Origin of the sequence: Methanosarcina sp. UBA5 (assembly GCF_002505485.1) — an archaeon.
GTDB lineage: Archaea > Halobacteriota > Methanosarcinia > Methanosarcinales > Methanosarcinaceae > Methanosarcina.
In genome coordinates, this window is sequence record NZ_DAVG01000121.1 from 78,364 (window position 1) to 92,123 (window position 13,760).

At 40.1% G+C, this 13,760-nt stretch carries 12 protein-coding genes; 9 read left to right on the forward strand and 3 right to left on the reverse strand.

Features of this window, described 5'->3' with window-relative positions; all coding sequences use genetic code 11:
• The first annotated feature begins 460 nt into the window (after window positions 1–460).
• The 7 genes from hisG (at window position 461) to BP621_RS15460 (ending at window position 7,802) form a co-directional block, all read left to right on the forward strand.
• On the forward strand, window positions 461–1,330 hold the full coding sequence (gene hisG, locus BP621_RS15430; RefSeq protein WP_292391486.1) for an ATP phosphoribosyltransferase: 870 nt from the start codon (window positions 461–463) through the stop codon (window positions 1,328–1,330).
• A gap of 76 nt (window positions 1,331–1,406) precedes the next feature.
• Window positions 1,407–2,144 carry a 1-(5-phosphoribosyl)-5-[(5-phosphoribosylamino)methylideneamino]imidazole-4-carboxamide isomerase gene (gene hisA / locus BP621_RS15435; RefSeq protein ID WP_292391488.1) on the forward strand — a complete coding sequence of 246 codons (738 nt, stop codon included), beginning with the start codon at window positions 1,407–1,409 and terminating at the stop codon, window positions 2,142–2,144.
• A gap of 216 nt (window positions 2,145–2,360) precedes the next feature.
• Window positions 2,361–2,936 (forward strand): imidazoleglycerol-phosphate dehydratase HisB, encoded by a 576-nt coding sequence (gene hisB / locus BP621_RS15440; RefSeq protein WP_292391489.1) that lies wholly within the window; start codon window positions 2,361–2,363, stop codon window positions 2,934–2,936.
• 240 nt (window positions 2,937–3,176) lie between these two features.
• Complete coding sequence (locus BP621_RS15445) at window positions 3,177–3,818, forward strand: NAD(P)H-dependent oxidoreductase (protein WP_292391491.1); 642 nt, start codon at window positions 3,177–3,179, stop codon at window positions 3,816–3,818.
• Window positions 3,819–4,241: 423 nt separating this feature from the next.
• Window positions 4,242–5,033: a nicotinate-nucleotide pyrophosphorylase gene (locus BP621_RS15450; protein WP_292391492.1), complete on the forward strand. Its 792-nt coding sequence runs from the start codon at window positions 4,242–4,244 to the stop codon at window positions 5,031–5,033.
• A 29-nt stretch (window positions 5,034–5,062) separates the two neighbouring features.
• Window positions 5,063–5,956: a Rossmann-like domain-containing protein gene (locus tag BP621_RS15455; RefSeq protein WP_292391493.1), complete on the forward strand. Its 894-nt coding sequence runs from the start codon at window positions 5,063–5,065 to the stop codon at window positions 5,954–5,956.
• A gap of 496 nt (window positions 5,957–6,452) precedes the next feature.
• The gene (locus tag BP621_RS15460; RefSeq protein WP_292391494.1) at window positions 6,453–7,802 is read left to right on the forward strand and encodes a hypothetical protein; all 1,350 of its coding nucleotides are present in this window, start codon (window positions 6,453–6,455) and stop codon (window positions 7,800–7,802) included.
• Between the two features lie 155 nt (window positions 7,803–7,957).
• Here BP621_RS15460 and BP621_RS15465 read toward each other — a convergent pair whose 3' ends face one another.
• Together BP621_RS15465 and BP621_RS15470 are read right to left on the reverse strand one after the other, a co-directional pair.
• Window positions 7,958–8,980: a hypothetical protein gene (locus BP621_RS15465; RefSeq protein ID WP_292391496.1), complete on the reverse strand. Its 1,023-nt coding sequence runs from the start codon at window positions 8,978–8,980 to the stop codon at window positions 7,958–7,960.
• 684 nt (window positions 8,981–9,664) lie between these two features.
• The gene (locus BP621_RS15470) at window positions 9,665–10,309 is read right to left on the reverse strand and encodes a metal-dependent hydrolase (RefSeq protein WP_292391497.1); all 645 of its coding nucleotides are present in this window, start codon (window positions 10,307–10,309) and stop codon (window positions 9,665–9,667) included.
• 262 nt (window positions 10,310–10,571) lie between these two features.
• Here BP621_RS15470 and BP621_RS17130 point away from each other — a divergent pair, with 262 nt between their 5' ends.
• Both BP621_RS17130 and BP621_RS15480 read left to right on the forward strand, forming a co-directional pair.
• Entirely contained in the window at window positions 10,572–11,072 is a 501-nt protein-coding gene (locus BP621_RS17130) for a cytochrome b5 domain-containing protein (RefSeq protein WP_349682089.1), read from the forward strand.
• Between the two features lie 462 nt (window positions 11,073–11,534).
• Window positions 11,535–12,263, forward strand: coding sequence for a class I SAM-dependent methyltransferase (locus tag BP621_RS15480; protein ID WP_292391499.1), 729 nt, complete (start codon window positions 11,535–11,537; stop codon window positions 12,261–12,263).
• Between the two features lie 156 nt (window positions 12,264–12,419).
• Here BP621_RS15480 and BP621_RS15485 read toward each other — a convergent pair whose 3' ends face one another.
• Window positions 12,420–13,721 (reverse strand): formylmethanofuran dehydrogenase subunit B, encoded by a 1,302-nt coding sequence (locus tag BP621_RS15485; RefSeq protein WP_292391500.1) that lies wholly within the window; start codon window positions 13,719–13,721, stop codon window positions 12,420–12,422.
• Window positions 13,722–13,760 lie beyond the last annotated feature (39 nt).

Here is a 13,760-nt window from a genome sequence, read left to right on the forward strand (position 1 = left end):
TTATTAAATGTTAATGTTATAGATTTACTATTTTTCGGTCAGTTGTACCATCAGTCTGCTATACTTAGCAATTCTATTCTGATTATGTTCTAATCAATTCCTCTATTGGTATGACATTATAATATTATATATATAACTCAAAACAATTCTTATTAAATTACTCTAACTATATAATTTTTCCTATACCTTAATTACTGGAAGTAATATCCTCTCTAAAAGCCACTTTCTAAATATCGATTTTCTTATCTTTAAATTAAAAGTTTACTGATTGTTTCTCATAATTAATTCGTAATGAGTGGGCTTTTTATCTATGGACCTGCCTTTCTTAAAGGAAAAAACTTCAATGAGATCTTACCGTGAAGTCTATATCATACTAGAGTATTCTGGATAAACGTTTTTACTTTGATGAGCTTACCCGGGAAAATCTCTCCCGGCAGATTATTTATAGAGGACGTAGTAGATGATTCGCATTGCAATACCCAACAAAGGGCGCCTTTACGAACCCACAATCTCCCTTTTCAAGGATGCAGGGCTCCCAATCAGTGGAGGGGCCGAGAGTCGAAAACTTTTTGCAAAAACGACCGATCCGGATATCCATATCCTCTTTGCCAGAGCAGCTGATATCCCTGAGTATGTACAGGACGGGGCTGCGGACGTAGGTATTACAGGCATAGATCTGATTACGGAAAGGGGAGCAAAGGTTGAAACTCTTCTGGACCTTAAATTCGGAAGAGCTAGCCTTGTTCTGGCTGTCCCTGAGGACTCAGATTTCCAGAGAGCGCAGGACCTTGAAGGCCGAAAGATTGCAACTGAGTTTCCGGAAATCACACGCCATTACTTCAAAAAGCTTGGAGTCAACGTTGAGGTCATAAAGGTCAGCGGAGCCTGTGAAATGACTCCACATGTGGGAATAGCAGATGCAATCGTGGACATCTCAAGCTCCGGAACCACTCTGATGATAAACCATTTAAAGCCTATTGATACCGTTTTTTCTTCTACAGTCTATCTGATCGCAAATAAAGAAAGCCTCAAGACGAAGGAAAAAATTCTGGATATCAAAACTGCTCTTGAAAGCGTGCTCAATGCAAAGCATCGGCGTTATCTTATGATGAATGTTCCCGAGTCTTCCCTTCAGGCAGTAAAAGAGGTCCTGCCAGGAATGTCAGGTCCAACGGTTATGAAGGTTGAATCCAGCAAATTGTCCGGAGAATCCATCCTTGCAGTTCATGCTGTTGTGGACGCAGACCTGATTTTTACCATTGTAAATAAGCTGAAGAGAGTTGGTGCACGGGACGTTCTTGTCGTACCTATCGAAAGAATAATGCCCTGAAAGGGAAAAACCGGAAATTATATTCAGGTAAGATAAATAGAAGGAGATTTCTCAAAGACGTGCCGGAGATGTGACTTTGGTTTTTGAAGTGATTCCTGCAGTGGATATGAGGGGCGGAAAGTGTGTTCAGCTTGTGCAGGGAGTACCTGGCAGTGAAATTGTATCCCTTGACGACCCTGTTGAAGTTGCCCTTGATTGGGTTAGAAAAGGGGCAAAGACCCTGCACTTGGTAGATCTGGACGGAGCAATTGAAGGAGAGCGCAAAAACTCTCCTATTATTGAAAAAATAGTCAGTGCATGCCGGGAAAAAGGGGTTCGGATTCAGGTTGGAGGAGGCATTCGGAGCTTTGAGGATGCAGCTTCTCTGCTTGAGCTTGGGGTTTCGAGGGTAATTCTAGGAACGGCTGCGCTCCAGAACCCCGAACTCGTAAAACAACTCTCCAGTGCCTTTGGAAACGAACGTGTGACCGTTGCTCTGGATGCAAAAAACGGGAAAATCTCGATCAAAGGCTGGACTGAGGAATGCGCACAAACTCCTGTAGAAATGGGGAGAAAGTTTGAAAAACTGGGTTCAGGCAGCCTGCTTTTTACAAATATAGATACTGAAGGTCTTATGCAGGGAGTAAATCCTGTCCCTACAAAAGAACTTGTGGAATCAGTCAGTGTTCCTGTAATTGCATCCGGGGGAGTAAGTTCTCTTCAAGACCTGCAAGTTCTGAAAAAAACCGGGGCAGCAGGAGTTGTGGTAGGCAGTGCCCTCTACACAGGCAGGTTCACACTTGAAGAAGCAATTGAAACAATCCTGCATGATTAAACCAATCACGATATAACTGAGGCAATCCTAGATGATAAGAGCCTATTTTTCATGGTAGAGCCATTCGGCATAACTTCATTTCCTCAATTTCTCGAAAAAACATGGGCCTTATATCAGCAGGGAGGACAGCAGGATGCAAATTATATATAAATTTAAAGAGAATGTGCTTAAAGAGACTTTGATTAAGAGAATGTGATGCTGTATGAGTGATGCTCTATGAGAACAGGCAAAATGTCCCGCAAAACAAAGGAAACCGATATTCAGCTTGAACTAAACCTTGACGGCACAGGGATTGCCGATATCAATACAGGGATCGGGTTTTTTGACCATATGCTTACTTCTTTTGCAAGGCATGCAGAATTTGACCTTAAGGTACGTGCGAACGGTGACCTGTACGTGGACGAGCATCACCTTGTGGAAGACACAGGGATAGTTCTCGGAAAAGTGCTTGCAGAAGCGCTTGGAGATATGTCAGGAATTGCCCGCTTTGGGGAAGCTAGAATTCCAATGGACGAAGCCCTTGCCGAGGTTGCCCTGGATGTAGGTGGACGCAGCTATCTTGTCCTGAAAGCCGAGTTTGCAGCTCCTCAGGTGGGACAATTCAGTACCCAGCTTGTAAAACACTTCTTCGAAACGCTGGCTTCAAATGCAAAAATTACTATCCATGCGAGCGTATATGGCGATAACGACCATCACAAGATTGAAGCTCTTTTCAAGGCTTTTGCCTATGCTTTGAAACGAGCTGTAAAAATCGAAGGTAAAGAGATAAAGAGCACTAAAGGACTTCTCTAAAATCCGAGTCCCTTCTCGGGAGGACGGTGCTCTTTTCAGCAAAATTGCGGCTCTACAGTATGCTGTCTGTTTCGCTTACTTTGTTCGCTCAAGCGGACTAACTTTGGCTTAGTTCATAATTTAGCTTATTCTATAGACTTAAGAGGCATAGTTTTTCGTTTCCTGCCGCCTCAAAAGTTAAGCAACCTTACTTTTTTATTTCGGAAAATGAATTTCATAAATAGAATTTGGGGGAATGGAATGAAAGTTCTTTATGTTTATGCACACCCGGAACCGAAATCTTTTAACGGCGCTTTAAAGGATACAGCCCTTGTTGCCCTGCGGGAGAAGGGGCACGAAGTAAAGCTCTCCGACCTTTATGCAATGAAGTTTGACCCTATCCTGAAAGCTTCGGATTTTCCTGAACGAAAAAATTTGGAGGTTTTCAAGCCTTTCTTTGAGGCGATCCATGCCTCTAAAACAGGAGCTTTTGCGCCTGATATTAAAGAAGAGATGGAAAAAGTAAAATGGGCTGACCTTCTGATTTTCCAGTTTCCGATTTTTTTCACTTCTATGCCCGCTATAATGAAAGGATGGATCGACCGCGTCCTAGCTCCGGGATTTGGATTTAATCCGGTTACAAACAGTGCTTATGACACAGGGCTGTTTAAAGGAAAGTCTGCAATGCTTGTTACAACTACCGGAGCTCCAAAAGCGATGTATTCTGAGGGAGGAGCTCATGGAGACCTGAATAAGCACCTGGAATCAATAACCCATTGTATTTTTGAATATATGGGAATGAAGGTGCTTCCGTCCTACATAATTTACGAAGCAAGCAGTATGTCTAGGGAAAAAGGAACTGAAGAATTGGAAAAGTACAGGCATAGAATACTTGATCTTTAAATATAAGGGAAAAACGCTTTTTTTCTTTTTTTTAATCTTGGGATTGGAAAGCAGCTTGAACCTTTCTACTATTCTTATTAATATTCTCACACTGTACTTTTATAAAAACCTATATTAACCGTTATGTATGTTCAGACATATCGTAAGAATTCCATACAAGAGTATGGATCTAAGGATTTTCCCAGCAGCCATTAAGAGTTCGGAAAAGAATAGTTCGGAAAACGGAGCTTGCACTTGTTCAAAGCTGCAAATGTCAGGATAATAAGAGGAAAGTAATCAGGAATAAAATTTTACAGAGCTAGAAGTAAAGCTAACATACGCCGGGAGTAAGAGATTGATACAAGATTGATATGATAAACCGACAGCAAAGAAAACTGAAACATAAAAGCAAGAAATTTATGAAGGAAATCTTTGAGGCAAAATATGATAGATCCTTTTGAGCTTTATTTTTACGAAGACTGTCCCTATCAGGATGAAAGCGCAGAACTGCTCAAGCTTGAAGGCAGGGGAAAATTGAGGATTATCTCAAGAGAAAGCGGTATCTGTGCCTGCGCCGGCGACCTGGCAGAGTATTATGAAAGAAAAAGCCTGAAAATCTCAAGTTATCTTCGAGATGGAGAAATTTTCAAGCCAGGGGATGCAATTTTCGAAGCTGAAGGAGACCTTAAACTCCTGTTCCGGTTCTGGAGGGTCTCCCAGACTTTCCTCACCCTCATGTGTGCAATTGCCACGAAAACAGCCTCTATGGTAAGCGCAGGCCGAAAGGTAAACCCTGACCTTATCATTGCAACAAGCCGGAAGACCCACCCAGGATCGCGGATATTTGAGCTTAAAGCTATCCGTGCAGGTGGAGGAGACATCCATAGAAACTCCCTCAGCGATTCCATCCAGATCAGCCAGAACCACCTGGAAGTTGCCGGAGAACTTGGAAAACTCAGGGCCATGAAAAAGATCGAAATCGAGCCCAGATCAAGGGAAGAAGCATTTAAATATGTCGGAATGTCGGATATTATGCTCCTTGATCACCTTTCTCCGGAAGAACTGCGGGATCTCGGGCCCGAACTTAAGAAACTCAATCCTAAGCTTGAACTTGCAGTGGGAGGAATCGAAGCATCCCGGATCCCTGAATATGCTCCTTTTGTAGACATTATCGTTATAAGCGCTCCCTATTACGCAAATCCCTTTGACTTCACGACGAAAATCGAAAGAATATAAAATGAGATAAAAAGTAAAAAGGTAGCAGCATGCCAGAAACAGGATATCCCAAAAAAAGAACATTCCCGGAAAACGAAGAAAAAAAGGAAAAAAATGGACTGAAAGGTGAAGGAAATAAAGGGGGCAGGAAAAAAGAAGAAGCTGAAATCCTGCCCGCCTTGGTGAATGCGCTCAAAAATGACCTGGGCTCTGCTCTTAGGGAAATAGAAGTAAAGGATGTCAGGATAGGGCTCGCCTATACCGGAGTCTTGCTTTCCGAAAACTATGGGGGTGTTGCCTGCACTCCCCTCTATGAGTTTTCAGGCTGTCCTGCTCTCAGGTTTGCGGGATCTCTGAAAGGTAAAACTGTGGATAAATTGCTTGAACTTGTCCTGTCGGAAAATCCTCTTGAAGCTGCAGTTGGGATTGCAACTGTAAATGCGCTTTCCCACATGCTGCGGGATATCAAACCTGAAAACTTCCCTACATCAAACATAGATATCCTTGACCTTATAAAACCAGAAGACAGGGTTGCAATGGTAGGCTATTTTGGCCCTCTTGTCCCTAAAATCTTGAAAATAACAAATAAACTCACAGTCCTCGAAAAGCGTGAAATCGAATTTCCTGAAACCCGGACTCTGCCTTCGGAAAAAGCCAGAGAAGTTTTCCACACATCGGATGTAATAATTCTCAGTGCAAGTACTCTCGCCAACAGGACTTTCGATGAACTCCTTTCCTTCCGGGGTGCAGCAAGGGAAGTTGTCCTGCTCGGCCCAAGCACACCTCTTTATCCGGGCCCGTTTTTTGAGAGAGGGATTACTGCAGTAATGGGAACCCAAATCTTTGATCCCATGACTATGCTTACCATTGTCAGCGAAGCAGGAGGAACGAAAAAACTTCACAAGTACTGTGGGGAGAAGGTGGCATTTAGAAAAAACAAATAAATCAAAAATAAGTCTGCTTGAGCGAAGCGAAACGGACAGCGCACTGCAAGAGCCGCAATTCTGCCGAAAAAACTGCATCAGTACTGCGGAAAAAAGGTTGCGTTCAGAAGTAAAAATGAAAACAAGAATAAGTTCTCTTAAGCGAAGTAAAGAAGATTTCGTGCTGTTGTATTTGCAAGTTCAACTCCAGGAAATTTCCGATTTCCTGCGATCCCAAACGAAACTCGGGTGTCGTACTTTCCTGAAACTCAAATTGTTTCCTGAACTATATTGAATAATCAATCAATTTTTGACTATATCACACAAAATAAAGCTTTAAAGCAAACATATTAAGGTTTATATATAGAAATTAAGCTTTATTTCTTAAAAAGTTATATAATTAACCTTTAAATTTAAAATAAGCTCATTTCTAAACTCCTGTTCTGCAAGTATCTTTATCTCTTTTTCTAGTAATTTAACGGGCATACAGCTATAGGCTTGAATAAAGGAGATAAAAATGAACAGAAACTTTAAATTTCGAGGCATAGTCACACTGGTACTGGTAGCCAGTTTGATTACTCTGGCAGCTTGTGGGTGCGTGTCCGGATCGGAAACTTCGAACAAAGCTACGACAGATACAACCAATGACACGACTAATACTACTTCTACGGCAAGTGAAGCGTATACACAGAGCGGAGGAACTGAGACCAGATCAAACCAGGCTTTTACTGCATCTAATACCGATGAAAACGGAATCAAAGTTACCAATGGCGGTATTTTCACTCTTTCAAATTCGACTGTGAAAAAGACAGGAAACACCTCTTCGAATGAGAACAGCGACTTTTACGGCCTCAATGCTGGTGTACTGGCAGAGTCCGGAAGTGCAATAGAGCTCCCCAACTGTACAGTAACTACAAACGCCAATGGCGCCAACGGTGTTTTTGCTACGGGATCGGGTTCTTCGGTAACTCTGTCCAATGTCACGATCAATACTTCTGCTGATGGCTCCCGGGGTGTGGATGCAACCCAGACAGGTAACATAACCTGTAAAGACGTAAATATCACTACTGCCGGGCAACACTGTGCAGCCATTGCAACGGACCGTGGAAATGGAAATATTACTGTTACAGGCGGGACCATGAACACAGCCGGAGAAGGTTCTCCAGGAATCTATTCTACAGGCAATATTACGGTTTCTAATTCCACAATTTCGGCTACAGGATCAGAGACTGCTGTAATAGAAGGAAAGAACTCCATATCTTTGGCGAATGTCACCATTTCAGGCGAGAAAAAATGCGGAGCCATGCTCTACCAGAGCTTTTCCGGCGATGCCGAAGTAGGCACCAGCAGCTTTACGATGAACGGAGGCTCACTCAAGGCGGCAGTAGGTCCTCTCTTCTATATTACAAACACACAATCCACAATAGAGGTAAAAGATGCGAATTTGAGTTCAGCATCAGGTACTCTTTTGACAGCCAGTGCCGATAGGTGGGGCAATACAGGATCAAACGGAGGTGTTGTGACCTTTAAGGCAGAAAATGAAACTCTCTTGGGTAATATTACCTGTGATACTATCAGCTCAGTTGCCGCCATATTGAAAAACAACACTACCCTGACCGGAGCAATCAATGCAAACAATACGGCAAATTCAATGAATCTGACCCTGGATTCAACAAGCAACTGGGATGTGACAGGAACTTCATACCTGACAAATTTCACAGATGAAAATTCCACATTGTCTAATATCAAGGACAATGGAAATACCATATATTATGACTCAAATTCCAGTACAAACAGCTGGCTTGAAGGCAAAACTTATACTTTGAGCGATGGAGGTCAGCTAACTCCTATGATAGATTCGCAGTAATAATTGACTAAAAAACTATTCTTGTAGCCTTATAAGGCTACACTTTTTTCTGAGCTTATCTACTCTTCCACGTTTCTTCATTTACGGTTCTTACATTCAGAGGGAGTCCCTATGTATTGATAACCGTGAAATATGCTACCGTGAAATGTGCTAATTTATGTTGAACGCTTGAAAATCAGTAATGATAAAAGTCCCAAAATGACCATTATTGAAGTAAAGCCAGGCATTTGATTGGTTGTTTTATTACCAGCAATCTCCTTGTCATTGCCTGATAAGTTGACCCCATCACTTTTATTCATATCTGATATATTCATATCTGATATCTCATCTGCTGGTAAAAGTCCTTCAGCTATTGTTGGAACTTCTCCCCATTCAAAAACTACTGGTGCTTCACTTACGCCTTCTTGTTTACAGTGCTCGTCAATTATTAGATAAATTTCATCAATTATTGACTCATTAACGTTTTCATGAGATTTTTTATCAAAATCCACAAATATGTATCCCCTATAGTTATAACCATAACTAACCACTGGTCCACCGTTTTCTAACGTATAATGACCAAGTTCAGCTCTGAAACTATGAATACACTTACCTGCTGTCTCTTCCCATTCCACTTTTTTATCAGCGTCTGTAATAACAGGCATCTTTCCTCGAGTGGCTATAAACCCGGACTCATTTTTAATTTCCTCAAAAATCTGAGGGCCATAATCCGGTAGCGAGAGATTCCCCTCATCCTGTGCCCACATAAAGACCACAGGTACTTCACTTATACCTTCCTGCTGTTCGCAGTAATCATTAATTTTCTGATATATTTCGTCAATTCTGGAGTCGTCTACTTTTCCTTTATATGCAGAGCTCAATTCAATTATTATTACGTTACTGGCAGCAACGCTTTTTATAGAACTGTCAAATTCGGAATATGACGGCCCCATCCGGGTAAGATTTAACCAGCAATCTGCAATTGAATTTTTCCACTTCTGATCAACTGTTTCTGGTAAGGTTCCTCTATATGCTATGAATGAGGAATCATTTGCAAATTCCTTTATATAAGGTTCAGAGATCTCATTAGATTTGGAATCGTTCAATTCGCTATCATCTGCACTTGCAGAACCACATAAAAAAAGAGAAACACAAATGATAAGTATCAGCCATTTGCCAATATTCCTTCTTTTGAGCATTTTAATCAGACCTTATCAGTTACTTAATAATTCTAACTTCTATCATTGTCTTAAATTAATCTTAAAATCAAGCAGCTTCGAGTTTATTCTAAGAAATATATAAATAAGGAGACCGGATTTTTATACTACTGATCTCAAAGCTTAACTGCATGATTTGTTTAAGTAAGACAGTAGCAGAGCATAAAATACTTTTTAAATTTTCTAATTTTGTCTTTGTCTTCTTAAAACGAGAATTTTAAAAATACTTTTATTTCTGCTTATCTCAGCTACAATTTGCTAAAAAAGCTATCATAATACGCCGGATTATCCCAAAGTTGGTGAAACTTTTAATTTTCTTTTATTACAATTATATATCGAGCTGATACCAAAACTCAATATAACTTCCCAAAGTCCAGATTCAAAATAATCAATCGATTTTCTGATTATGAAAATAGTTCTGAAAATTTACGGATTAAGGGATAAAAATTTACTTTGGGATGAGCTCTTTCATATAATATTTCAATAGCTAAAAGCTTGGATATTCAAATAAATGCAGTTGTTTTAGATGAAAAATACTGCTTTTTCTGACCTGTTGCTCTCCGTATGGCTGACTCAATGAGGGAATACGAGTATGTACTCACGATTATGAATAAAAAAGCTTAAAAGTTTTAGATCTTATGTATTCCATAAGTCTCAGTTAAAATCTTAAAGTGCTATAATGGCTCTTACAGAAAGTAGTCCAAACACTAGGAAACCTATGATATAAAACACGGTTGTTTCTATAGGCGGTTTTTTAGTAATCTCTTTTTTTATTCCCTCATCTTTAGAGTTTGTTTTGCTCAATTTGTTTTTTAACCAATTTAAAGTAAAAATAACTATTACCATCATTCCTATTATCTCAGGAATAAAATCTTTTGGAAAGTTAATCATGAAAGATTCTTTGAGTAGCATTAATAAAAATGCGATCCCATCAGCAATGTTATCTTTTGGAAAACTCCATCCAAGTAGGGGCCAGAATAAGGTTTTTGGCGTATTCCACATCTGATCTTCCATAAGATGGAAAAAAGAACCTGAAGCAAGAGTAATAATTACGATATCGCTTCTTTTATCATAGAAGTATAAACCTATTAGGCAGAGAGTAATAGAAAATAATAATGTATGACTTATCATGCGCCCATTTGAAATGATTGATGCAAAGACGATCATTCCTAATGGTTTATCTATCAAATCAGGCAAAAGGGCTCCAATAACGAGATACCTTCTGTCTATGATAGTCTTTAACCGTGGTGCAATATATGAGAATACAAAAAATATCCCAAGTGTAATACCAATATGTCCAAAGAGCAGCATGGTAACACAAAGAAAATCTTCTTAAATTATAAAAAGTGATCGCCTTAAACAAAGTGATTAGTTAGCATGATGAAAAGATAACAGATGATACTAAGATTATCCTCAATTAATGTTACAGAATTTTTGGCACATACCAAAAATAAAATTGGAGTTCCCTCGATGTTTAACTTTCACGTCGTTGAACTTCCAACTGGTTTTGAATCTGCGAAATCATTTCAGGATACAACACTATATTGTAGGCTATATTGTAGGGGGTAAAATAGTGAGAAAAATACTGATTATATTGATAGTGTTGTTTGGTATGTTCCTCGCAATAGGATGCGCTGGTCAGAAAGAGAAAGCTCCAAATGAAACAGGAACCCCAGAACAGGCTGTAACTCCAGTTGAAGCTATAACTGAAGCTGTAAAGGAAACTCCTGTTACAGAAATCACTCATACTGAAGCGGTTACTCCAACTGGAGGAAATGCAACTGGAGAAAAGGCAATTGAAAGACAAAATACAACTGAAATGCAGAAAGTGACCAATAAATCGGAAATGAAAGAATATACACTTGAAGAACTTGCAAAGTATAACGGTAAAAATGGGAAGACATACGTTGTCTATCAAGGCAATGTCTATGATGTCTCTGATAGTGATCTTTGGAAAAATGGCACTCATAATGGACACAATGCAGGGAAGGATCTCACTGAAGAAATGAATAAGTCACCACACAGGCCTGAAATCATAAAGGGTTTTCCTGTTGTTGGAACTTTGAAAAAATAACATAATTTTGGAATCTGTTTAACCAAGTTCTCTTAAATTCACTATCAAACTAGAGATTATTTCTTTTTTTCCATTAATTAATGTGAATAGTAGTTCTTCTAAAGAATTCTATTTCATTTCGACCTAAATTTCGATTTAGGTCCTAAATAGTGGAAATAAATATAAATTACGGCTTGAATAAAGGAATTATAAGCCTTCTCTGAATGAAAAATAAAGAGGAGGCTAGATTTTTAATAATATAGATGGAATACGAAAAATAAGTGATATGAATCATTAAAATCCAAAATTAAGGTTTACTAACCGTTTAAATAAGAGGCTAAATTCTTAAAATATTCTTTATTAGGAAATCAATAGGATTCCATTTTAATCACGGAATAAGCTTATAAGCTTCTAAATAATAAATCATTTTGGGGATATTATAGTTGAACATTTATAAATAGCGAGACTTGGGGTATAAAATATATGTTTGGGGAGAACGAAAAAAACATATCCAAACTAAAGGACTTCTGGATAGAGTTTTTCGCAGGTAGAAGAGACGGTGGTCACAGATCTTCAACTGAGGAATTTATTTCCATGGAAGCTAAGGAAAAGCTATTCCATCTGGATGGGGGCAAAACCCTGCTTGATTTTGGATGCGGTGCAGGCGAACTCCTGGTTTACTATGCGCCGGAATATGAACAGCTCGTAGGAGTTGATTTTTCCGTATCCATGCTTGACGAAGCAAGCAAAAAAATCAGGGAACGGAAATGTGAGAATATATCGTTAATTCAGGCTGATGACAAAACTGTCTGGGATAAACTGGAATGCTCCTTTGATCGAATAACCGCAGCTGGAGTGGTCCAGTATTTGACATTGCAAGAAATTGATAGCTTTATCTTTAATGCATCGAATTTTCTCAATAAAGATGGTAAAATAGTGTTGTTCGACATACTGGACCCTCGATTATATCCATTATGGAAAATAGGGTTGTTCTCGCAAGATGCAGGTATCTGGAATATTTTACGCAAAATCGGTTTTGAGTTTAAGGTTATATTATCTGCAAGCTTGAATAATCGCCCAAGAGACATTCTCGGGTTTGCCCACAATCCCAATGTAGTTAAAAAAATAGCCGATAAATATAATTTTGAAACTACTTTTGTAAAATCAATGTATTACGAATATAAATATCATGCAATAATATCTCAAAATTAACGGGTATGGAAGCTTCAAGCCCAATACTTAAAAAGGATCGAAAGAGCTAAATCGCCACCTTAAACTTTCGAGAATAAGAGTGAGAGCGAAATTACTCCCACCCTTTAATATTGTTTTTCCTTCAGCTTATATGCAGAAAGAAAAAAGGTAAATAATTTACTTCCTTGCTTTAATCTTTTCAAACAGCTGCTTCAGGGTATCTTCGTTGCTCTTCGTGAACTCGAAGGGTGAAGTCGTGAAAGGCTCAAAGTGGACTGCCACATCATCGAGTCTATAGAAAGTCCCATCGCATTCCATAGCGTCAATGACTCCAGGGAGCACAATATCCGAAGCAGCTACCGTCGGGCAGGGAGCGATATCCAGGCAGACCATGGGTACCTCAGCGAGATAAGAAGCGCAATCTGCAGGGATATGGCAGACAAGATCAGCACACATTACAAGAGCTGCATCCACATCTCTTTCTCGCAGCACGTCCACAGTTGTAAACTCTCCTGGATTATAACGTGGGTGTCCGCGTGTGAAATCAAGCCCGAAGGGGTAGCCATACATGTAGCAAGCTACCTGGTTAAAACCTGCAACGTTGCAGTGACCACGGAGAGCTCCAAGGGTAAACTTGGAGAAATTATTCAGTTCCTTTACAAAGTTCATTGCAATTTCGGCATTCCTATGTTTTCCGATAGATGAGGAAAGCCCGAGACCCACTGAGATAGCTCCAAATGTGCAGTTCTTCATCATATCGAGCATCTCTTCCATAACAGGGATAGGAACTCCTGTGATCTCTTCTACTGAGGGATGAGGAGTTTTTCCGTGAAGCAGGGTCATAAGTGCACTGATAAGTTCGTAATCCGAGCCGGGTCTGAGCTGAACATGCAGGTCGGAAGCTTCAGCGGTTGGAGTTTTTCTCGGGTCTACAGTGATAACTGTCCTGTCGAAACGTCCGCGTTTGGTCCAGTAACCTCTCGGAAAAACAGCGTACCTTGACATCTGTCTTGGCATGGACTCCAGAGGATTGGTTCCCCAATAGATTAAGAGGTCGGCCCTGTTTTTCTTTTGTCCTTCGGTTGCACCGACTTTCCCGGCTTCTTGGATTCCCATAGCTGTTGGCCCGTGACAGATCGTAGAATTGGAATCAACAATTGCACCAAGGTATTCTCCAATCTTGAGCCCTATTTCATGTGCTTCACAGGAAGTCTCACTGCCCATAAAAAGCAAGGGGCGCTTTGCTGAAACAAGGATATCGGCAGCTCTTTCAAGGGCTTCATCCCAGGCTGCAGGTGTCAGTTTTCCATCAGCCTTAATAAGGGGCTGCCTGAGCCTGTGGGAACTTACAACTTCCTGAAATTTGGCATTTCCCATCTTACATGCATTTTTAGCTTCAATCTTTCCGTCTTCGAATTCAACCTGGATGTCGTCACAGGATGCCCCGCAGACCGGGCAGACTATGTTTTTGTAAATCATGCTCACTGCCCCCCGATATAAACTTTCAATACTACATCT

Excerpts from the sequence above, each read along its gene's own strand:
- hisG (WP_292391486.1), top strand. The coding sequence starts at position 461 with ATGATTCGCATTGCAATACCCAACAAAGGGCGCCTTTACGAACCCACA.
- hisB (WP_292391489.1), top strand. The coding sequence starts at position 2,361 with ATGAGAACAGGCAAAATGTCCCGCAAAACAAAGGAAACCGATATTCAG.
- BP621_RS15445 (WP_292391491.1), top strand. The coding sequence starts at position 3,177 with ATGAAAGTTCTTTATGTTTATGCACACCCGGAACCGAAATCTTTTAAC.
- BP621_RS15450 (WP_292391492.1), top strand. The coding sequence starts at position 4,242 with ATGATAGATCCTTTTGAGCTTTATTTTTACGAAGACTGTCCCTATCAG.
- BP621_RS15455 (WP_292391493.1), top strand. The coding sequence starts at position 5,063 with ATGCCAGAAACAGGATATCCCAAAAAAAGAACATTCCCGGAAAACGAA.
- BP621_RS15460 (WP_292391494.1), top strand. The coding sequence starts at position 6,453 with ATGAACAGAAACTTTAAATTTCGAGGCATAGTCACACTGGTACTGGTA.
- BP621_RS15465 (WP_292391496.1), bottom strand. The coding sequence starts at position 8,980 with ATGCTCAAAAGAAGGAATATTGGCAAATGGCTGATACTTATCATTTGT.
- BP621_RS15470 (WP_292391497.1), bottom strand. The coding sequence starts at position 10,309 with ATGCTGCTCTTTGGACATATTGGTATTACACTTGGGATATTTTTTGTA.
- BP621_RS15480 (WP_292391499.1), top strand. The coding sequence starts at position 11,535 with ATGTTTGGGGAGAACGAAAAAAACATATCCAAACTAAAGGACTTCTGG.
- BP621_RS15485 (WP_292391500.1), bottom strand. The coding sequence starts at position 13,721 with ATGATTTACAAAAACATAGTCTGCCCGGTCTGCGGGGCATCCTGTGAC.